General features: G+C 53.5%; 19 protein-coding genes. 9 read left to right on the top strand and 10 right to left on the bottom strand.

Annotation, left to right across the window (positions count from 1 at the left end; all coding sequences use genetic code 11):
• Positions 1-8: 8 nt before the first annotated feature.
• From AC2FEB_RS03565 to AC2FEB_RS03545, 5 genes are all read right to left on the bottom strand, one after another.
• Entirely contained in the window at positions 9-959 is a 951-nt protein-coding gene (locus tag AC2FEB_RS03565; RefSeq protein WP_496671963.1) for a phytanoyl-CoA dioxygenase family protein, read from the bottom strand.
• 10 nt (positions 960-969) lie between these two features.
• Positions 970-2,592, bottom strand: coding sequence for a TRAP transporter large permease (locus AC2FEB_RS03560; RefSeq protein WP_117869161.1), 1,623 nt, complete (start codon positions 2,590-2,592; stop codon positions 970-972).
• Complete coding sequence (locus AC2FEB_RS03555) at positions 2,592-3,434, bottom strand: TRAP transporter small permease subunit (RefSeq protein WP_254683807.1); 843 nt, start codon at positions 3,432-3,434, stop codon at positions 2,592-2,594. Before AC2FEB_RS03555 ends, AC2FEB_RS03560 begins: the two co-directional genes overlap by 1 nt.
• Positions 3,435-3,450: 16 nt before the next feature.
• On the bottom strand, positions 3,451-4,620 hold the full coding sequence (locus AC2FEB_RS03550; protein ID WP_496671968.1) for a mandelate racemase/muconate lactonizing enzyme family protein: 1,170 nt from the start codon (positions 4,618-4,620) through the stop codon (positions 3,451-3,453).
• 79 nt (positions 4,621-4,699) lie between these two features.
• Entirely contained in the window at positions 4,700-5,713 is a 1,014-nt protein-coding gene (locus AC2FEB_RS03545) for a TRAP transporter substrate-binding protein (protein ID WP_117869159.1), read from the bottom strand.
• Between the two features lie 197 nt (positions 5,714-5,910).
• Here AC2FEB_RS03545 and AC2FEB_RS03540 point away from each other — a divergent pair, with 197 nt between their 5' ends.
• Positions 5,911-6,561, top strand: a complete 651-nt coding sequence (locus tag AC2FEB_RS03540) for a GntR family transcriptional regulator (protein ID WP_496671971.1) — start codon at positions 5,911-5,913, stop codon at positions 6,559-6,561.
• Here the strand turns inward: AC2FEB_RS03540 and denD are convergent.
• Both denD and AC2FEB_RS03530 read right to left on the bottom strand, forming a co-directional pair.
• Entirely contained in the window at positions 6,558-7,526 is a 969-nt protein-coding gene (gene denD, locus AC2FEB_RS03535) for a D-erythronate dehydrogenase (RefSeq protein WP_496883840.1), read from the bottom strand. The genes AC2FEB_RS03540 and denD overlap by 4 nt on opposite strands.
• Complete coding sequence (locus AC2FEB_RS03530; protein WP_496672137.1) at positions 7,523-8,407, bottom strand: NAD(P)-dependent oxidoreductase; 885 nt, start codon at positions 8,405-8,407, stop codon at positions 7,523-7,525. Before AC2FEB_RS03530 ends, denD begins: the two co-directional genes overlap by 4 nt.
• 189 nt (positions 8,408-8,596) lie before the next feature.
• Here AC2FEB_RS03530 and AC2FEB_RS03525 point away from each other — a divergent pair, with 189 nt between their 5' ends.
• The 5 genes from AC2FEB_RS03525 to AC2FEB_RS03505 are packed head-to-tail and all read left to right on the top strand — an operon-like array spanning position 8,597 to position 13,531.
• On the top strand, positions 8,597-9,355 hold the full coding sequence (locus tag AC2FEB_RS03525) for an SDR family oxidoreductase (protein ID WP_496671977.1): 759 nt from the start codon (positions 8,597-8,599) through the stop codon (positions 9,353-9,355).
• On the top strand, positions 9,352-11,148 hold the full coding sequence (locus AC2FEB_RS03520) for an IlvD/Edd family dehydratase (protein ID WP_496671980.1): 1,797 nt from the start codon (positions 9,352-9,354) through the stop codon (positions 11,146-11,148). Before AC2FEB_RS03525 ends, AC2FEB_RS03520 begins: the two co-directional genes overlap by 4 nt.
• Before the next feature lie 11 nt (positions 11,149-11,159).
• Positions 11,160-12,008: a fumarylacetoacetate hydrolase family protein gene (locus AC2FEB_RS03515; protein ID WP_496671983.1), complete on the top strand. Its 849-nt coding sequence runs from the start codon at positions 11,160-11,162 to the stop codon at positions 12,006-12,008.
• Positions 12,001-12,924 carry a 2-hydroxyacid dehydrogenase gene (locus AC2FEB_RS03510; protein WP_117869152.1) on the top strand — a complete coding sequence of 308 codons (924 nt, stop codon included), beginning with the start codon at positions 12,001-12,003 and terminating at the stop codon, positions 12,922-12,924. The genes AC2FEB_RS03515 and AC2FEB_RS03510 overlap by 8 nt, the downstream gene beginning before the upstream one ends.
• Before the next feature lie 16 nt (positions 12,925-12,940).
• The gene (locus AC2FEB_RS03505) at positions 12,941-13,531 is read left to right on the top strand and encodes a LysE family translocator (RefSeq protein ID WP_117869151.1); all 591 of its coding nucleotides are present in this window, start codon (positions 12,941-12,943) and stop codon (positions 13,529-13,531) included.
• A 48-nt stretch (positions 13,532-13,579) separates the two neighbouring features.
• Here AC2FEB_RS03505 and AC2FEB_RS03500 read toward each other — a convergent pair whose 3' ends face one another.
• A complete protein-coding gene (locus AC2FEB_RS03500) occupies positions 13,580-14,347 on the bottom strand; it encodes an SDR family oxidoreductase (RefSeq protein ID WP_496671987.1) in 768 nt (255 codons plus the stop codon).
• Between the two features lie 71 nt (positions 14,348-14,418).
• Between AC2FEB_RS03500 and AC2FEB_RS03495 the strand changes: the two genes are divergently transcribed.
• The 3 genes from AC2FEB_RS03495 (at position 14,419) to AC2FEB_RS03485 (ending at position 16,570) form a co-directional block, all read left to right on the top strand.
• The gene (locus AC2FEB_RS03495; RefSeq protein WP_496671990.1) at positions 14,419-15,477 is read left to right on the top strand and encodes an L-idonate 5-dehydrogenase; all 1,059 of its coding nucleotides are present in this window, start codon (positions 14,419-14,421) and stop codon (positions 15,475-15,477) included.
• Positions 15,470-16,291, top strand: coding sequence for a phytanoyl-CoA dioxygenase family protein (locus AC2FEB_RS03490; RefSeq protein ID WP_254683805.1), 822 nt, complete (start codon positions 15,470-15,472; stop codon positions 16,289-16,291). The genes AC2FEB_RS03495 and AC2FEB_RS03490 overlap by 8 nt, the downstream gene beginning before the upstream one ends.
• Positions 16,292-16,396: 105 nt before the next feature.
• On the top strand, positions 16,397-16,570 hold the full coding sequence (locus AC2FEB_RS03485) for a transposase (protein ID WP_117869148.1): 174 nt from the start codon (positions 16,397-16,399) through the stop codon (positions 16,568-16,570).
• Positions 16,571-17,084: 514 nt separating this feature from the next.
• On the opposite strand, the gene AC2FEB_RS03480 is transcribed toward AC2FEB_RS03485, so the two are convergent.
• Together AC2FEB_RS03480 and AC2FEB_RS03475 are read right to left on the bottom strand one after the other, a co-directional pair.
• Entirely contained in the window at positions 17,085-18,563 is a 1,479-nt protein-coding gene (locus AC2FEB_RS03480) for an aldehyde dehydrogenase (RefSeq protein ID WP_496671994.1), read from the bottom strand.
• Between the two features lie 11 nt (positions 18,564-18,574).
• Positions 18,575-19,609 (bottom strand): LLM class flavin-dependent oxidoreductase, encoded by a 1,035-nt coding sequence (locus AC2FEB_RS03475; RefSeq protein ID WP_496671997.1) that lies wholly within the window; start codon positions 19,607-19,609, stop codon positions 18,575-18,577.
• Between the last annotated feature and the right edge of the window lie 3 nt (positions 19,610-19,612).

Below are 19,612 nucleotides of genomic sequence, written 5' to 3'. Positions count from 1 at the left end.
GGCCGAATCTAGGCGCAAAAGGGCGAGTCCGATGTCCACCGATGAATATCAATATGCGGCTGTCCGGACAGCCTTGCTCGCGCCGACTCCCAGTTGGCCTTGCAGACACGCCAATCCCGCAATTCGGTTTCGGGGCACGATCTGGACCTTGCGATGAAGCTGGGGAAATGGTCTCGGCCTGTGGGCTGACCTGCCGCGCTGAAGCGGATATCGAACGACCAGCGGAACCTGTCTGTTTCATTGACCAGCGAAGCATGTGGCGTCAAAGGGTCAAACAGGATGATCCCACCCGCCTTGACGGGCAGGGGCAGGGCGCGGTCTTCGTCAATGAACCCCTCGGCAATACCTGTCTGCGTCCGCGCACAATGCGGCAGGATGGATTGATCCTGGGTCTTTGGCAGCACTTGCAGACAGCCGTTTTCGACCGTTGCATCGTTGACGGCAATCCAAACCGTGACCATGTCGGTCTGGTCCGCGTCCTCTAACGCAACCGCCCGGTCCTGATGCCAGTCCGTTGCGGTGATGTGCGCGCGAACCTCGTCCTTTGCCAGCTTGAGAGCAGGGGGCTTCAGCCGAACGTGCTGGATCGGATTGCTGACCAACTCTGGCCCGATCAACTGCTCGACGATGTCCAGCATGGGAGGGGCCGTCAGCAAGTCGAACACGGCGGGCCCAATATGGAAAGGTGTGTCCGCCATGATCCGATCGCCGGGCAACGAGATGTCCAGCGGCTGGAAATAATCGCAACCAGCCTGATAGGCGGACAGAAGTTTGTCCCAGAAGGTCATTCCGGACGGCTCGTCCTTGACCAGCCCCTTTTTGTACCAACCATCATAGAGCCGGTTCAGGACATCCGAGTATTCGGCTTGTACTCGATCCAGGACATCGGCGGGAATTACATCCTCGACCACGAGGTATCCATCTGTCTGGAACTTGCCAATCTGATCTAGTGTCAGCATGGGTGTTACCTCACAAAAGCAGCGCGATGATGCCCGGCCAGATCAGAAGAACGGAAAGCGCCAGCAACTGGATCCCGATGAATGGGAGGAAGCCGCGGAAGATATCCGTCAGGCTGATATGCGGAGGGGCCACCGACTTCAGGTAGAACGCGGCCGGGCCAAATGGGGGGGACAGGAAGCTGACCTGCATGTTCATACAGAATACGACGCCAAACCAGATGGCGACATGGCTCGGCTGCAACTGGCCAATGAGTCCGATTTCCTCAATGGGAAGGCGCAGGACGATCGGCAGAAAGACAGGAATGATCAACAGGACGATGCCGACCCAATCCATGAACGCGCCCATGAACAGCAGGATCAGCATCATCACCAGAATGACCAGCATGGTCGGCAGGTCCTGCCCGACGATCAGATCGGCCACATATTGAGGCCCGCCGGCTATGGTGTAAGCACCCGCCAGCGCGGCGGCCCCGATGGTCACCCAAATGATGGTGCCGGTGGACTTCAGCGTCCGCATCAAACTGTCCCAAACCAGCTCGAATGATCCTTCGCCCCGCAGAATGGCGATGATCAGAACGGCGAAGGCGCCCATGCCTGCTGCCTCGGTGATGCCGGTGATCCCGCCATAGATCGAGCCGAGCACGACGCCGATGACGACCAGCGGCGCGACGAGACCTTTGCCCATTTCCCACCCGATTTTGGCGCGCTGTCTGCCAAAGACGAAGAAGATCAGCAGAAGGGCGACGATCGTGATGCCGGCAAACCAGGGCAGGTAGTCAGCTGTTCCCAATCGCGCTGGTTCGCCCTGGCTGGCGGCGTTCGAGCCAGAAAGCTCGAAAAACGCGGCCCGGACAAACAGAACGGTGGAAAAACCGGCTACGACGATGCTCATGAAGGCCGCAAACAGCTTGCGTTTTTCAACCGGTTCGGGGTCGTTCGGGTCCGGTTCAGGCAGCGGCGCGTGGTGAGGATTCAGCCGCGTGCGGATGATAATGTACAGGATGATCATCGAGGCCAGCATGAAGCCGGGAATGAACGAAGCGGTGAACAGCGACTTGATCGAGGTTTCGGTGATCAGCCCATAGATGATCAGAACGATCGAGGGCGGGATCATTGTACCCAGCGACCCCGAGGCGCATATTACGCCGATGGCGAGATTCTGATCGTAGCCAAGGCGCAGCATCTGGGGCAGGGCGATAAGGCCCAGCAGGACAACCTCACCGCCGATAATGCCGGACATGGCCGCCATGATAACCGCCATGATCGAGGTCACGATCGCGATGCCGCCACGTGTTCTGGACAGCCAGACATTCAGCGACGAATACATGTCGCGCGCGATCCCGGACCGCTCTAGCAGCGACGCCATGAAGATAAACAATGGCACGGATATGAGCACGTAGTCCGTTAAGAGTCCGTATATCTTCTGCGCCAGGATATAGAGTGGCCCTGTTCCCGGCCGGCCGGTCAGAATGCCGTCGCCGAATGAAAATGGGTTCAAAAGAAGTGTAGGTTCGAACTTCAGGACGAGAACCAGAACCGCAAGCGAGGCCGAGGCCAGACCCAAGGGCATACCGATCGCCAGAAGCACGATCAGGGCGACCATCAGGATGAGTGAGATTGTTCCAATATCCATCAGTCTTGTCCCACCGCCCGCTTGATCATTTCAATCTCATCCTCATCCGGTTCATCTGTGTGGATTTCCGGTTCTTTGTTCCAATCCGAGATCAGGTTCAAAATTGCTTGCATTGCGACGAGCGTAATCACGATCAGCACCATCGGCTGCAATGTCGCCGGGATCGGAGGATTGAAGGCGGAGCCATAGAGCTCCCATTTATAGAGCTTGTTGACGAACACCTGTTTGTAGCTGCCGTAGACCAGAAAGAAGGCAAACAGCACGATCAGTATTGTCGAAACCGTATCAAAAACGCGCTGAAGCCAACGTGGAACTGCATCGTACAGCAGGAATATTCTAATGTGACTGCGTTGCTGCATGGCGTAGTAGCCAGACATCAAAAACACAAAGCTGGCGAACCAGAGTGTCATTTCGTTGGCCCACTCGGTTGGCTTTTCCAGTATGTAGCGCATGAAGACTTCGTAGAGCATCACGACAGTCATGATTGCTATCATCATCATCGTAACTCGGCCTATGAACAGGGCGACGCGGTCCATAACCGTCGAGCCTTCGAACTCCATCGTCGCCGGGCGCACGGTCTTTGTGCCAATCACTGCAAGAACAGGTAAAAGCACTAGCGCGGCCACGTCGATGACGTCGATGTACCCCCCGAACACACCAGACATTTCGGGCGTGACGTCGCTGCGGAGGTAGATTTCCGTTACCTGACTTTTGAGAGATTCTGAGGTGTAAGGCAGCCAATCCAACAGGAATGCTGGAAGATGCCAAACAAGCCAACTGGCAGTCGCGACGAAGGCCAACGGTATGAGCCATTCAATTGGTCCGCCTGAATTCTTGTGCATCGCGTAACCCTCGTCCCTATCCTTCGATCTTGTAGTGATCGATAAAGTCTCGATCCGGCTCGACACCCAGTCCGGGGCCAGTCGGGATCATGACACGGCCGTTGTTGGCCTTGACCTGATTTTGAATTTCCAGCGGAACGGTCAGCAGATCGTCCCGAAACTTGTTGTCCGTTGTGTCGAACTCCAGCATTGGTTCCCATGGATGCAAACCGCCTGGAATCGCTGGCATGGCGGCCAGTAGGTGCAGATTAGTTGCGACGGCGATGGCGCTGCCCCAGACGTGATTTACGACCGGAGTGAAATGTGCGTGGCATAGGGCCAGTACCCTGAGATACTCTGAAACACCGCCCAAAGCGCATACTTCTGGCTGCGCTATATCGATGCCGCGATTTTCAAGAAGATTGCGCCAGGCCCAGCGATTGAATACCGCCTCTCCGCCCGAGATGTTGACTTTAAGCGAAGAGCGCAGTTCGCGGTACCCGTCAATGTCTTCTGGCGCGACGGGTTCTTCGAACCAATATGCGTCCAGTTCTTCCAACGCACGACCGACAAAAAATGCGTCCGAAGTCGTATAGGCATGGTTTGCATCGACCATAAAAGGAAAGTCGTCACCAACTCCGCGTCGCACCGCCTCGCACAGCTTTACATCAGGCTTCGGACCAAAGCCGGTTTTCATTTTGGTCGCGGTAAACCCCATTGCCTTGATCTTTGCAGCTTCATCTTCGAAACGGTTGGCCAGATCAGAAATCGGTTCATCCCGCAGCATCATGCCGTAGCCGTAGCACGGAACACTTGTCCGATGCGCACCGCCGACAAGCTTGTGGAGGGGGAGGCCAGTGATTTTGCCCGTGATGTCCCAAAGGGCGATATCTACCCCGGACAAGGCCTGCATCGGCATTCCACTTTGCCCATGATCTCGGAGAAGGTTGTACACCTTGTGCCAGATCACGTCTTTGTCCAATGGGTCCAAACCCAGCACCATAGGTTGGATTACTTTTTCGACGATGGACTTGTTTGCTACTGCTATGTTGCCGGGGCCAAAGCACTCTCCCCAGCCTGTCACCCCTTCGTCCGTTTGAACTTCAACGAGATGGGTTGTCCGCTTGTCATAATACTGCTGCGAATAGCCCAAAACTTCCGGCATGTCGTGCTGCAGTACGTGACTTATTATTCTTTTGATTTTCATGAAGTTATGGATCCCGGCGCCGATCCGGAGGGGCCGCTAGTGCGGCCTCTCCGTGCGTCGTAATTCGGTCGAAGCCTGACTACTGCATTGCTCCCAGGTCACGCAGGAAGTTGATGTGACTTTCCAAAAGTGCCTGTGCCTCAGGGGTCGTCGCGAATTCAGTCCAACCGACCTGAACGGCCGCGCGATACGCTGCCAGGTCTTCAGGCGACCATTCGTACAACTGAACCCCTTTTGCTTGCAGGTCTTTTGCAGTCTGAGCGTTCTGCACTTCATTGATTGTGGCATTGTGCAATGCCAAGCTATCCATTGCGACTTCCATGATCTTCTTGTGGTGCGCAGGCATAGCTTCCCAAACGTCTTTGCGACAGGCTAGGTGATCTGCAGGCATCGAGTGAAAACCGGGATAGTTTGTGTGACCTGCGATCTCGTATAGACCCAGACCCACGTTGTTAGTCAGGTTTGCAGCATCCGCGCCATCAATGATACCGGTTTCCAAAGCCGTAAAGATTTCGTTGAAGTCCATCACGATCGGAGAAGCGCCAAGTTCCGCGAACACTTTGGTCGCCAGGCCTGGAGGCGAGCGGAACTTCCAATCCTTGAAGTCTTCCACTTTTGCAATCGGTTTGGTCGAAGCAAGCGACTCCGGCCCGGGAATCCACCATCCGATGAATTCCATGTCGTAGCCGTTGTACAGATCGTTTACGGCTTCTCTACCACCGCCATGAAGAAGCCAAGCCATTTGCTGATATGGGTTCTGGTATCCGCCGAGCAGGTCGCCCGCAAACTGGAAGGCCGGATTCTTACCGGTCTGATAGCCGCCGCCCGTCATGTCGCAATCCAGAATTCCCGTAGCTGCGGCATCGAAGGTTTCAACTGATTTGACCACCGAAGAGGAATAGAACATTTCAACTTCGATTTCGCCGTTCGACATTTCCTGAATGTCTTCAATGAATTTTGCGGCCATCTGGCCAGACAGAGTTTCGGGCGAAAAATGGGTTTGAATTCTAAGCTTCGTTGTTTCAGCCATCGCAAAGCCGGCTGCCATTGTCGTGGCTACGGCCGCCACGGCCGCTGTCTTGACTATTTTCATATTGTCCTCCCAGACGTTGAGCGTTGCGCGGAGTGGGAGATCTTGCTGCCTCCTTTGTCGTCACGCGAGTAAACGTTAAGCCGACGAATCGAATGCAACAAGAAAAATTTGAAATTACGAAAAATTTCGAGATTCTTGTAAAAATTCGAAAATAGCGTTAGGACGCTACTTGGACAAACTTGAAGGCGCATACCGGGATGAACGAAGAAGTAGATATTTATCAAGATCTTAAGATGCGTCTAATCTCTAATGGATTCGAACATGGATCCAAGGTGCGGGCCGAAGAACTGCGAAAAGAGTATGGTTGTTCTGCGAGTGCAGTTCGTGAAGTCCTTTTTCGTTTGGCCGCTGTTGGTTTGGTGGACTTTCAGGAACAAAAGGGATTCCGCGTGCCAAAGCGTTCCTCGCAGAAGCTTATCGAATTGACACACGTCCGTGTTTTGCTGGAGGCAGAAGGCACAGCAATGTCGATCCGAAATGGCGGAGTGGATTGGGAGGCAAGATTGACGGCTGCACATCACAAACTCAGCCATATCGAAAAACGCATTCACGCCGCAAACGACCCGAGCGACCTTGTCGAGATCTGGTTTGCCTCGGAGAAGGAATTTCACCAAACGCTGATTTCTGCTTGTGGATCGGAAACGTTGAAGCAAATGCATGGCCGAATTTATTCTCAATTCAGACAGCAATTGATGGTGGCAGACCGCAATTTCGAGTTCATCTCTCAAAACATAAGGCATCATGCAGATATACTAGAAGCTGCTCTGTCAGGGGATGAGCAATTAACAAGAGACAAAATTCACGACCACCTTAAGCGCCACTTGACCGGAAAGACGATGGGCCATTAACGCTTGTAGTCATCCTCCAGATACACGCGGACAATATCGTCAAAACTCGATTCCGCCCGGAATCCCAAGTCCAGCGCACGATCCGTTTCAAAGTCACGGGGCCAATTCTTAACTATACTTTCAATTGCCGTGTCAGGAGTACGTTTTATTAAGGCAACTGCGTCTTGGCCGGCTACAGTACGCAGCGCTTCAATCTGTTCTGATACCGTGCAACTCACGCCAGGCATATTCAACGAGCGTCGGTCGTTCAAAAGTTCGGTGTCCAAGTTGGCAGCGTGGGTCAAGAAGGCCGCTGCTGCGCGTGGACTGGCGTGCCAGTGGCGTACAGTATCGGCAACAGGCAATATGGCCTCCTCTCCGTTCAAAGGCTCTCGGATAATCCCTGAAAAGAAGGACGAAGCGGCAGCGTTGGCTTTACCGGGGCGTACGCACAAAGTCGGCAACCGCAGAGAAATACCGTCGATAAATCCTTTTCTGCTAAAGTCCGTGATCATTATTTCAGATGCCGCTTTCTGCGCCCCGTAACTGGTTAAAGGCGCAGAGAGAAACTCATCATTTATCTTGTCGGGGAATGGTGCTCCAAAAACTGCTATGGAAGAGGCAAAAACCAATCGCGGCCGGTACTCGCCTTTGGACACCTCGTGTTCATCTTTGAGCGCGTTTAGCAGTGCCCACGTCGCCATGAGGTTGACGTCCCAACCCAATGCAAAGTCGGTCTCAGCTTGTCCAGAAACTATAGCAGCGAGATGGAAAATGACGTCTGGGCGCTGTGCGGCGAAAGACTTGGCTACGCCGGGCGCTGTCAAACTTCCCTCAATCTGATTGCCTACCGCACTGTTTGGCGGAAACGCGAGATCGAACAGTGAGACTTGGGCATTCACACCAAAGGTCTTTTCAGCCGCAATGCGATGAGCCAACTTCTGGCCCAACATCCCTCCTCCGCCAATGACAAGAATCCGGTTCACGACATTTTGTTCCGTTTTTTGAGTTCCAGATACAGAGCCGAATGGTCCAGTTCAGCCCCAGCCATTTCGTCAATAAGATACTTGAAGCGGTCGCGTACAGATTGCGTGTTGGGCAGTTCGATGCCTAGGCTTCTCGCTTCTTCCAACGTGTTGTCCAAGTCCTTTAGCTGAAATTTACACAAGCCACCGGGTGCGAAATTGCCCTCAGACATTCGTTCACCGTGTTGTTGCAGGATAACGCTATCAGCAAATCCGCCTTTCAATGCCGAACGCAGGGCCACTGGATCCGCACCCCCTTGCTGTGCCAAAAGTGTCGCTTCGGCGACGGCTGAAATTGTTACTGCAACAATTGTTTGATTGGCCAGTTTGCACAATTGCCCTGAGCCACTAGGGCCGACGTGGACAGGTTGGCCCATTGCTGAAAGAATTGGTTTAACTTGCTCCAGTACGTCTTTGTCTCCTCCTACCATGATCGCAAGGGTTGCCGCCTCGGCGCCTCTTGTGCCACCGGAAACCGGGGCATCCAAATGAGATATCCCCATCTTGGCCAATTGCGCGGATTGTTCTCGGGCGTGTTCAGGCTTGGCGCTAGACATATCAATCCAGATCATTCCAGGCTTCAAGTGCTCGCAGAACGCCGCGTCAGCCAACAGCGCACCAGTTGCGTATCCATCCGAAAGCATGGTCACAATAATGTCTGCATCCGCTATCGCCAGCGCGGCGGTGTCCGTTACCGTCGCACCTTCCGCAACCAAGGGTTTGGCTTTGTCTAGGGTTCGGTTCCATGCGGTCACAGACAAGCCAGATTTGAGGAGATTCCGCGCCATGGGAACGCCCATCAGGCCGGTTCCCAACACAGCGACATCAAACTGTTTGCTCATGATTTCCTGTCCTCCTGAGGATGTATCACGCTTGGTTATGGCCAAACCACAATCTCTGTCATACGCTAACGTTTCTGGCCTCACATGCCACAAGTCGTCGAAGTCTTACCAAGGTTTCTTTGAACTTCAGTTGATCCGTGGACCAAAAGCCAGCGGTGCAATTGTGACTAAGGAAGTTGGAAAATATAAATGGTAGAAAGACTTAAGGGAAAGCGTGTGTTGGTTACAGCTGCGGCGCAAGGGATCGGACTTGCCAGCGCGGTTGCAATGGCGAGAGAGGGCGCGATTGTCTATGCGACCGACATAAACATCACAAACCTAAACTCGATTCGGGGAGAGAATCTCGAAAATTTAGAAATTTTCGAGATGGATGTAACGAATGGTGAAAGTGTCCAAGAAGGTGCCGAGCGGGCCAAACCAGACGTTCTGTTTAATTGTGCTGGGTTCGTGCATCACGGCACAATTCTCGAAGCAACAGATGACGAATGGGATTTTGCCATGGACCTAAACGTTCGTTCAATGGTGCGCACTGTTAAGGCTGTTTTGCCCGGAATGCTTGAGCGTGGCGGAGGGTCGATAATCAATATGTCGTCCGCGTTGGGATCTGTAATAGGCGCGCCAAATCGCTTCGTCTATGGCGCGACTAAGGCTGCTGTTGTTGGGCTGACGAAGTCGGTGGCCGTGGATTTTATAACGCAAGGAATTCGGTGCAATTGCATATGCCCGGGAACGGTCGACAGTCCTAGTTGGCGGGGCAGGGTCGATGAATTGGGCAAGCAACTGGGCAGCAGAGAAGAAGCGCTTGCACAATTTGTGGCACGTCAACCTATGGGGCGTGTGGCAAAAGCAGAAGAGATTGCTGCATTGGTCGTCTATCTGGCGAGTGATGAGAGTGCATTCACCACAGGACACACACATATAATTGATGGGGGTTGGTCAGGCCAATGACAGTAATATCAAAGGATGATCTGCGGTCTCGCAAGTGGTTTATGAATTCTGAAAACTTGGAAATGACCGCGTTGTATCTCGAAAGATATCTCAACTACGGACTGACCCGTGAGGAGCTGCAGTCGGGCAAGCCAATAATTGGCATTGCTCAGACCGGTAGCGATTTAAGCCCTTGCAATCGGCACCATATCGAGTTGTCCAAACGCGTTCGCGACGGGATCATCGCTGCCGGGGGAACGTGCATTGAAATTCCCGTGCACCCGATACAAGAGACCGGTAAACGGCCAACTGCCTCTTTGGACCGCAATCTCGCTTATCTGTCCTTGGTGGAGAGTCTATTCGGGTATCCGATTGATGGCGTTGTTCTGAACATTGGTTGCGACAAGACCACACCCGCACTTCTCATGGCCGCTGCGACTGTCAACATCCCAGCGATCGCCCTGTCGGTCGGCCCCATGCTCAACGGCTGGTGGAAAGGTGAGCGCGCCGGATCCGGAACGGTTATTTGGAAAGCGCGCGAAGACCTTGCAGCTGATGAAATTGATACCGATGAGTTTATGGAAATCGCTGCTGCCGCAGCACCTTCGGTTGGCTATTGCAACACCATGGGAACGGCGACGACCATGAATTCGCTTGCTGAAGCCTTGGGAATGCAATTGCCGGGATCAGCAGCCATACCAGCCCCGTATAGAGAGCGCGGTCAAATCAGCTATGAAACCGGTAAACGCATTGTGGACATGGTCTGGGAGGATTTACGCCCCAGCGATGTGATGACACGTCAGGCTTTTGAGAATGCGATTGTCATTAACTCGGCCATTGGCGGATCGACAAATGCGCCGATACACCTGAATGCAATTGCCCGGCATCTTGGTGTTCCGCTGAACAACGATGACTGGCAGAAACATGGCCACGACGTACCTCTTTTGGTCAATATGCAACCAGCCGGGAAATACCTGGGTGAAGATTACCAACATGCTGGCGGCGTTCCTGCAGTTGTCGGAGAGCTTCTTGAAGCTGGATTGCTTCCTCATCCCGATGCATTAACGGTGAACGGCAACGCGATGGGGCAAAACTGCTCCATGCGCCGGTCGCTTAATTGTGATGTGATCAAGCCTGTCAGCAGCCCTGTTAAAGAACAAGCAGGGTTCATCAATCTCTCGGGCAATCTGTTCGAGAGCGCGATTATGAAGACATCTGTGATCTCGCCAGCTTTTCGAATGGCTTACCTGTCAAACCCAGACGACCCCGATGCATTTGAGGGCAGCGCTGTCGTTTTTGATGGGCCTGAGGATTTTCACCATCGGATCGACGATCCCGCGGAAAACATCGACGCAAACTGTATTCTGATCATGCGCGGAGCCGGACCAAAAGGATACCCGGGTGCCGCAGAGGTCGTGAACATGCGTCCGCCTGCATATTTGTTGAAACAAGGCATCGAAGCCCTTCCTTGCATCGGTGATGGCCGGCAATCCGGCACATCAGGAAGCCCTTCGATCCTGAATGCTTCACCCGAAGCTGCGGAAGGCGGCGGGTTGGCCTTGGTGAAAAATGGTGACCGGTTACGCATCGATCTTGGCAAAGGCACAGCAGATATGCTGGTTTCTCTTGAAGAACTGCATGAACGCGCCCGCGATCTAGAGGCACGCGGTGGGTATTCGATGCCGCCCAATCAATCACCGTGGCAGGAAATATTCCGCGAAAAAGTAGATCGACTGGATCGTGGCATGACCCTTAAGGGTGCAGAAAATTACCGCGATATCGCGCGAGGTTTCTTGCCACGCGACAATCACTAAAAGGAACAGAAATGAAACTTGTTCGTTACGGAGCCGAGGGCTCCGAAAAACCCGCCTTGGTCGACTCTGAGGGCCTACTACGGGATCTGTCTGCTCACATCAACGATATCACGGGTGAGATGTTGGATGATGCATCACTTGACAATCTGCGCTCATTGGATCCGGGCAAACTACCGATTGTAGAGGGCGATCCTCGCATCGCACCTTGTGTTGGGAAAATCGGAAAATTCCTGTGCATCGGATTAAACTACTCGGACCATGCGGCAGAAACCGGTGCTCAAATCCCGAAGCATCCGATACTTTTTTTCAAGGCAAATTCTGCGGTCATTGGGGCATATGATGACGTAGTCATGCCGCGTGGATCTACGCACACCGACTGGGAATGCGAACTCGGCGTCGTCATCGGCAAAACGGCCAAATATGTTTCCAAGGCTGACGCGGTCGAATACGTTGCTGGCTATTGTATCGTAAACGATGTCTCTGAAAGGCATTTTCAAACTCAATTGACAGGCCAATGGACCAAAGGAAAATCCTGCGACACATTTGGCCCTACTGGCCCTTGGCTAGTGACCCGAGACGAGGTGCCTGATCCTCAAAGTCTTGCTATGTCGCTGGATGTAAACGGTCAGCGCATGCAAACCGGGAACACCGCTACGATGATCTTTTCCGTTGCCGAGATCATTGAGCATCTAAGCCAGCTTTTCACACTGCACCCAGGCGACGTCATTTCAACTGGAACACCGCCCGGTGTTGGAATGGGGATCAAGCCGGAACCAGTTTACCTAAAAAAAGGCGACGTCATGGAGCTTCGCATCGATGGGTTGGGTGTTCAGAGGCAAAAGGTCGGCCAAGATGACTGACTTGTTGCAAATTGGCGGCATCACAGAACGGATGCGAGACCGCCTGACCTCAGTATTCGACATACATCAATTGGATGATTTCAACGCGGAAAGCATAACGCATATCGTTACAAATGGGCACGACGGAGTTCCGCATGACCTAATGACTTCCCTCAGTAATCTGAAAATGATCAGCGTCTATGGGGTTGGTTACGACGCCGTCGACGCAAATGCCGCTGCTGAGCGCGGGATTGTCGTGACGCACACACCTAATGTGTTGAACAAAGAAGTCGCAACCACGGCAGTTCTGCTATTGCTGTCATGTTATCGAGAGCTCGTACGTGACGATGATTACGTTCGGTCCGGACGATGGGAAGTTGAAGGTAACGCCCCTTTGACCCGATCTGCGGATAATCAAAAAGTAGGCATTCTTGGTCTTGGTCGCATTGGTCAGGCGATCGTTGACAAGTTGGAGCCATGGGCTCCCGAAATTTCTTATCATACCCGGACACAGAAGGATGTTCCGTACCGCTACTTCGATAATTTGGTTGGATTGGCGGAACACGTGAACATCCTGATATGCATCACGCCCGGAGGCTCGTCGACCAATAAGCTGGTAAACGCTGAGGTGTTGCGTGCGTTGGGGGCGGACGGAACACTGATAAACGTTAGTCGCGGGTCAGTCGTCGACGAAACTGCTCTTATCAAAGCATTGCAGAACGGTGAGCTCGGTTGGGCGGGGCTGGATGTTTTCGAGGACGAACCGCGTGTTCCAAAAGAACTGCGCGAGCTGCCCAACGTCGTTCTTCTTCCTCATGCTGGTAGCGCGACTCTTGAGACGCGTGCAGCCATGGGTGACCTCACTGTCGACAACCTGCTGCAACATCTTAAGGACGGATCGGTTATCACGGCTGTTCCGGAATGCAGAGATGTGTAAATGGCCAATCTGACAAGTGTTTGAGTTTGCTGTTGCGGTTTTCTTTTTGCTGATTACCCCGGGGCCTGGTGTTCTGACAACGGCCGGAATTGGATCAGCTTTTGGTTTTCGGGCAGGTCTGGCATTTGTGGCAGGTTTGATGCTGGGCGGGTTCATCAATATGATGTTGGTGGTCTCGGGAGTAGCCGCTGCGGCGTTGGCTGTGCCAGTGCTGAGAAACTTGTTGTTGTTTGCGTCGGTCGGATACTTGGTTTTTCTCGCCTGGCGCATTGCTAGCGCTGGCTCAAAAGTTGGATTCTCTCCTGCAGACTCACCACTTGGATTTGCAAATGGGCTGACGCTACAATTCATTAATCCAAAAGCTTACGTGGTCGGCACTGCATTGTTTTCAGGGTTTGCATTTTTGCCCGAAGCGCCTTTTTTGGAGGTCATCATAAAAGTCATAGTTTTCAATACGATTTGGGTGCCAGTGCACATGATCTGGCTGAGTGCTGGTGCAAAAATAGGTAGCCTTGATTTAAGCGAGAGGTCGCACCGAAGGATCAACTTAGCGATGGCGGGTTCATTGTTGGTTGTTGTGCTGATTGCCTTGAAGTCGGTGGTGTGACGGACTTCTTTGTTCAGCCACGCTTTGCAGACGATTGAAATCTCCAGATCAGAGTGACGCGGTTATTCCACCATCGATATAGAGAGTATGTCCATTGACGAAGCTGGATGCGGGGGACGCAAGGAATACTGCTGCACCGACGAGTTCTTCCACATTGCCCCAGCGGCCGGCCGGAGTACGTTTCTCGAGCCATGCACTGAACTCTGGGTCGGCAACCAAGGCGGCGTTCAAAGGCGTATCGAAATATCCAGGTGCAATGGCATTGCAGTTAAGACCATACTTGGCCCAATCAGTTGCCATCCCTTTTGTAAGGTTGGTCACGGCACCTTTTGTCGCCGTGTAAGGCGCAATTCCCGGTCTGGCCAATGCGGATTGAACCGATGCAATGTTAATGATCTTACCAGACTTTCTTACAATCATATGTCGTGCCACTGCCTGACCGACGTGAAAGACGGACGCCACATTTGTCTGTAGTAGGCGCTCGAAGGCATCAGCGGGGAAATCCTGTAACTCTGTCCTGTGTTGCATTCCGGCGTTGTTTACCAAGATGTCTATCGGGCCGATTTTTTCTTCAAAGTCGTCCACAGCAGATCGGACACCTTCATGATCGGTCACATCGAACGAAAGTTCACGTACCGAGGTGCCTGCCTGGTTCAACTCGGAGGCTGCTGCAGATAGTTTTGCGGTGTCGCGCCCGTTCAAAATGACCTTTGCACCGGCGGCGGCCAAGCCGCGAGCCAGCGCAAATCCAATGCCTTGGCTAGAGCCCGTCACCAGTGCGCGAGTTCCCTTTAGGTCGAACAATTCAAGCGTCATGCAAAAACTCCTTGGTTGTTGGCACCGACTATCCGTATCTTTTGGCAATCTGTATAGGGGGGGTCTTATCAATGTCGTCGGCCAATATCGCGGTTGTTGTCCATGCTGCGAAGGATCTTAGGTTGGAAACTCGAAACGTTCGCGACATAGGTTCAGATGAAGCTCTGATTGAAATGAAGGCCGGTGGAATTTGCGGTTCTGACCTGCACTATTTTAACCACGGAGGATTTGGTTCGATCAGGTTGCGTGAGCCTATGGCGCTTGGGCATGAAGTTGCAGGTGAAATTTTGGACATCGGAGCAGGTGCTGTTGGGCTAAACGTTGGTCAACTGGTCGCAATTTCTCCGTCCTGTCCCTGCCAAACTTGCTTCTATTGTCTGAAAGGTCAGCAAAACCACTGTCTTGATATGAAATTCTACGGCAGCGCAATGCCATATCCTCATATCCAAGGTGCCTTTCAGAGCAAACTTGTCGTCAAAGCCAACCAATGTGTTGCAGCAGATGGATTGACCCCGGCGGAGGCTGCTATGGCGGAACCTTTGGCTGTTTGTCTACACGCGGTTAATCAGGCGGGGAGCCTGGTCGGTAAGACGGTACTCGTCACAGGCTGCGGTCCGATCGGGTGTCTTACGATCATGGTTGCACGACGGTCAGGGGCTGCCAGAATTATAGCAACCGATATTTCTGATCAGACGTTGAACACGGCTCGCGATTGCGGTGCAGACGAGGTGATCAACACCAAGGACGAACCACAAAAATTGGAGCTTTTTGAGAGAGACAAGGGCCAAATTGACATACATTTGGAGTGTTCAGGTGCCCAACCCGCTCTGGCGTCTGGCGTTGCCTGTTTGCGCCCGGGCGGAACCTTAGTTCAGCTTGGTCTGGGGGGCGACATGACGGTGCCGATGCAGGTGTTGACTGCAAAAGAGATTGCACTTCGCGGATCTTTCCGTTTCCATTCCGAGTTTTCAGTCGCGGTCGAGATGATGCGAAGCGGACTAATTAACGTCGATCAGTTGGTGACGCATTCCTTTGATGTACGGGAGGCTATAGCCGCGTTCGAGATCGCATCTGACCGAAGCCGATCAATGAAGGTGCAGTTGATTTTCACGGATAATGAAAATGGATAGACAATCGCCTGACGTCGCGGAGGCCTATGAAAGAGATGGTTTCGTAGCACCGCTGGACATCCTAACAGACAACGAGACCCGGGCATTGCGCGATGATTTTGAGGAAGCGGAGCGCATTCTCAAAGACGACCCAGATAAACTGAAGCTGCTATATTCTTATCCGGACAGGCTAATACCTTCATTCGACGCACTTCTTCGCCATCCTAAACTGATTGAAGTTGCTTCAACGGTATTGGGACCCGACCTTATGGTTTGGAGCGGAGCACTATTTGTCAAAGAAGTTCGATCTACAAAGATCGTTTCCTGGCATCAGGACCTGACCTATTGGGGATTGGATGACGCAGAGGAAGTTACCTGCTGGGTTGCGATCTCGGAAGCTTCCGAGCAAAGCGGGTGTATGAAGTTCGTTCCCGGCAGCCATAAAAGCCGTATCGTGCCACACGTGGACACCTTCAGCGAAAACAATCTGTTATCACGTGGGCAGGAAATCGCGGTTGATGTGAATGAACAAGATGCAGTCGCTGTGGAATTACGTGCGGGGCAGGCATCCATGCATCACGGGCATCTGTTTCACGCATCAGGACCAAATAACACAGACGATAGACGCATTGGTGCGGCGTTGCGTTTCATAAAGCCCTCAATGAAGCAGAAAAACGGCGTGAAAACTCTGGTTGCGCTAGTCGCAGGGCGTGATGATTTTGGACATTTTTTAGTTGCGCCCTCTCCTCGGGGTTTTTTGAATGAGAGCGATTTCGTTTTGTGTCAAAGGGATGCAGACCGCAGGAAACAAATACTCTTCGCCGGGGCGCAATGACTCCCTTCGCAAGCTCTGAATCATGTTTTTATCGAACCCAAAGCCAACCTGAATTGCGAAGGCCAGCAACTGAATTCCTCATATGGGTTGAGAACCCCAGTATTGATGAGGCTCGCACCAATCGCCCATGACGGTGGGGCTTTGCGCGGGAAACGAGCCATTGGCGGCGGACGACGCTTGCTACGGTACGTGTTGTTCCAGGCCGCGCTGGTTGCGGCTCATCACAACTCGGTTCTGAAAGCCTTCGCTGATCACCAACGCGCGGCCGGAAAATCGTAAAAAATCATTATCACCGCTGAGGCCCGAAAACTCGTCACAAAAGCAAATGCTCTGTGCAAATCCCGTCAATACTGGGGTTCTCAACCCATATGAGGAATACAGTTGCTAGCCGAGACTGGTTCGAATTTGTCTGACAGCACCGCTATTTCAGAGCAAAGCAGGGAACTGCTGAGCGCTCGACTTGTCGAGCAACTACAGCCGTTTCAATCTGAGCTCGCCGTCCCCTTGTGCGTACCTGGTCATCGCCGACTTCGATAGCGTCCATGAAGGGCCGGAGATAACCCCGTTTGTTTCTTTGGGCTGTCGCTCCGACTTTGCCGGGAATGCGAATGCCGTATTCGGAACCCATTATAAGATAGTCGGTTCGAATGGACTAAAGATCGCCATCCGGGTGCTTCGAAACCAGCCCCGAAACCACAAGGGATTGCATCATAATGAGCTGGGCTCAGAGAATTTGGTGCGATTGACAAGCGCAACACCTGCGCCATCAAAAGGACAAGGAAATAAATTCTTGTCAGCGCATGACGAATGGGTTCGACATTGGCTGTTCTGACGTATTCAGCCAGACTGTTTTGGTCCTCGTGTAATCGTGAATGGCCTCGATTCCTGCCTCTCTGCCGTAACCGGATTGATTATAGCCGCCGAAAGGTGCAATCGGCGATACGGCGCGGTATGTGTTGATCCAGCAAATTCCCGATTTCAGACGGGATGAAACCCGGTGGGCACGGGCGACGTTTTCAGTGAAAACACCAGAACCAAGCCCAAACTGAGAGTCGTTGGCCAAAGCGATGGCTTCCTCTTCCGTTTCGAATGGCAGCAACGACATTACGGGGCCGAACATTTCGACCTTCAGCGTCTCTGTCTCTGCGCTCATGCACTCCACCAGTGTTGGGTCCATGTAGTTGCCTGGCCGGTCCAGTGGTTTTCCTCCGAAACGGATGCGTGCACCTTGTTCTGTGGCTTTCGCCAAAGTCGCCTGAATTCTTTCCAACTGAGCTTCGGTGCAGAGCGGGCCAATATTGGTGGCCGTTTCCAATGGATCACCGATAACGACGCCCTTCATCTTCTCTTCGATCTTGTCAACAAGCGCATCCAGCACCGGGCGGTGAATCAGCCCGCGCGAACCGGCCACGCAGCTTTGACCCGAGGCGCCGAAATTTCCCGCAATCAAGCCATTGGCGGCGCCATCCAGATTGGCATCATCAAAAACGATGATCGGGGATTTCCCGCCCAGCTCCAAGGTGGTCACCGCAAAGTTTTCAGCCGAGTTGCGCACTACATGGCGCGCTGTTTCAGGGCCGCCGGTGAATGCGATCCGGTCCACGTCCGGGTGCCGGGTAAGCGGGATGGCGCAGTTTTCGGCATCCCCGGTAATGACGGAGACCACACCGGGCGGAAAACCAGCTTCATCGATCAGCCGTGCGAACTCCAGCATCGGAGCGGGCGCAATTTCGGAGGCCTTCAGCACGACCGAACATCCTGCCGCTATCGCGGGTCCAAGTTTGGTTGCGGTCAGGAACATCTGTGCGTTCCAGGGTACGATAGCGACCACCACACCAATCGGTTCGCGTTTGGTGAAGACATGCATGTTCGGTTTGTCGATCGGAAGAACCGCCCCTTCGATCTTGTCCGCGAGCCCCGCATAATATCGATAATAGTCACCGACATAGGCTGTCTGGCTCGCCGTTTCGGCAAGCAGCTTACCGCTGTCAGTGGTCTCAAGCTGGCCCAGGTGTCTGGCGTTTTCCTCGATCAGATCCGCAAGCCTGAACAACAGTTTGCCGCGCGCGGTTTGTGTCATGTCGCGCCACGTTGGATCATCAAGTGACCGACGCGCCGCAGAAACGGCGCGGTTCACGTCTTCCGGCGCGGCGCAGGCCAAACTGGACCAGTCCTTGCCCGTCGCAGGGTTTTGCGAGCTCATCACTTGCCCGTGTGCCCCTTCGGTCCACGAACCGTCGATATAAAGCTGGAAGTGTGGCTTCTGGTGCATCGTCTTGATCCTCACTGAAACTTGGACATCACATCGTCGATGAAGCGGGCGAGCGATGCGCGCTTGCGTTCGAAACTCATACCGCTGTCTATCCAGAACGAATACTCATCGTAGCCGAGGTCTTCATAGCGTTTCAGACGTTCCGTGACTTCATCTGCGGTTCCGATAGTCAGATCGCGCGCCAGGTTTTCCGGAGCCATCATCGTGTTGGCCGCCATCTCTTCGTCCGTCAGCTTCTGGATCAAGCCCTGCTGGACTGGCCGCTTGTTTTGAAACCAGGCCCCGAAGTAGTTGTAGAAGCAAGACAATTCCTGAGCGGCCCGATCCAGATCAGCATCGTCACTGCCAACATAGGTGTGGTGCAGAAGCATGATCTTGGGGCGCGGCCCGTCATAGTTTGCGCAGGCATCCTCAAAGCGGCCCATCAGCGTTTCAATCTCATGCATGCCTTGCCAGAGCGGTGTGACCTGAATATTAAAGCCGTTCTGCACACCGAATTCATGACTGTTCGGATCCCGCGCCGCGATCCAGATGGGCGGCCCGCCGGGTTGCGCCGGCTTGGGGGCCGAGGTGGTAGCCGGGAATTTGAAGTACTCTCCTTCATGGGCACAGTCACCATCCCACAGCCGGGGCAAAAGCGGCGCGATTTCCCGCATGCGCTGGCCAGCGTCCCATGCATCCATCCCCGGCACCATCCGTTCATATTCATACGAATAGGCGCCGCGGGCGATGCCCAACTCGATACGGCCGCCCGTCATCAGGTCCGCCGCAGCCGTTTCGCCGGCCAGTTTGATCGGATGCCAGAACGGCGCAACCACTGTACCCGTGCCAAGCCTCACGTTCTTGGTGTGATGTGCGATATCTACAAGGGACATCAAAGGGTTCGGTGCGATCGTAAAGTCCATTCCGTGGTGCTCACCGGTCCAGACAGCACGCATTCCTGCCTCATCGGCCATTTTACACAGCGCGATGAACTCTTCATACAGCTTCTCATGGGGTTGATCGGGGCTCAGCCGCTCCATGTGTGCAAAAAGGGAAAACTCCATCCA

Source organism: Ruegeria sp. YTSC106 (assembly GCF_059609765.1).
The sequence above is the reverse complement of the archived record's forward strand: the minus strand, read 5'-3'. Positions and strand labels throughout refer to the sequence as shown.

What these genes read in the sequence shown, in the direction of transcription:
- AC2FEB_RS03565 (WP_496671963.1), bottom strand. Translation starts at nt 959, where the DNA reads ATGCTGACACTAGATCAGATTGGCAAGTTCCAGACAGATGGATACCTC.
- AC2FEB_RS03560 (WP_117869161.1), bottom strand. Translation starts at nt 2,592, where the DNA reads ATGGATATTGGAACAATCTCACTCATCCTGATGGTCGCCCTGATCGTG.
- AC2FEB_RS03555 (WP_254683807.1), bottom strand. Translation starts at nt 3,434, where the DNA reads ATGCACAAGAATTCAGGCGGACCAATTGAATGGCTCATACCGTTGGCC.
- AC2FEB_RS03550 (WP_496671968.1), bottom strand. Translation starts at nt 4,620, where the DNA reads ATGAAAATCAAAAGAATAATAAGTCACGTACTGCAGCACGACATGCCG.
- AC2FEB_RS03545 (WP_117869159.1), bottom strand. Translation starts at nt 5,713, where the DNA reads ATGAAAATAGTCAAGACAGCGGCCGTGGCGGCCGTAGCCACGACAATG.
- AC2FEB_RS03540 (WP_496671971.1), top strand. Translation starts at nt 5,911, where the DNA reads ATGAACGAAGAAGTAGATATTTATCAAGATCTTAAGATGCGTCTAATC.
- AC2FEB_RS03530 (WP_496672137.1), bottom strand. Translation starts at nt 8,407, where the DNA reads ATGAGCAAACAGTTTGATGTCGCTGTGTTGGGAACCGGCCTGATGGGC.
- AC2FEB_RS03525 (WP_496671977.1), top strand. Translation starts at nt 8,597, where the DNA reads ATGGTAGAAAGACTTAAGGGAAAGCGTGTGTTGGTTACAGCTGCGGCG.
- AC2FEB_RS03520 (WP_496671980.1), top strand. Translation starts at nt 9,352, where the DNA reads ATGACAGTAATATCAAAGGATGATCTGCGGTCTCGCAAGTGGTTTATG.
- AC2FEB_RS03515 (WP_496671983.1), top strand. Translation starts at nt 11,160, where the DNA reads ATGAAACTTGTTCGTTACGGAGCCGAGGGCTCCGAAAAACCCGCCTTG.
- AC2FEB_RS03510 (WP_117869152.1), top strand. Translation starts at nt 12,001, where the DNA reads ATGACTGACTTGTTGCAAATTGGCGGCATCACAGAACGGATGCGAGAC.
- AC2FEB_RS03500 (WP_496671987.1), bottom strand. Translation starts at nt 14,347, where the DNA reads ATGACGCTTGAATTGTTCGACCTAAAGGGAACTCGCGCACTGGTGACG.
- AC2FEB_RS03495 (WP_496671990.1), top strand. Translation starts at nt 14,419, where the DNA reads ATGTCGTCGGCCAATATCGCGGTTGTTGTCCATGCTGCGAAGGATCTT.
- AC2FEB_RS03490 (WP_254683805.1), top strand. Translation starts at nt 15,470, where the DNA reads ATGGATAGACAATCGCCTGACGTCGCGGAGGCCTATGAAAGAGATGGT.
- AC2FEB_RS03485 (WP_117869148.1), top strand. Translation starts at nt 16,397, where the DNA reads ATGAGGCTCGCACCAATCGCCCATGACGGTGGGGCTTTGCGCGGGAAA.
- AC2FEB_RS03480 (WP_496671994.1), bottom strand. Translation starts at nt 18,563, where the DNA reads ATGCACCAGAAGCCACACTTCCAGCTTTATATCGACGGTTCGTGGACC.
- AC2FEB_RS03475 (WP_496671997.1), bottom strand. Translation starts at nt 19,609, where the DNA reads ATGGAGTTTTCCCTTTTTGCACACATGGAGCGGCTGAGCCCCGATCAA.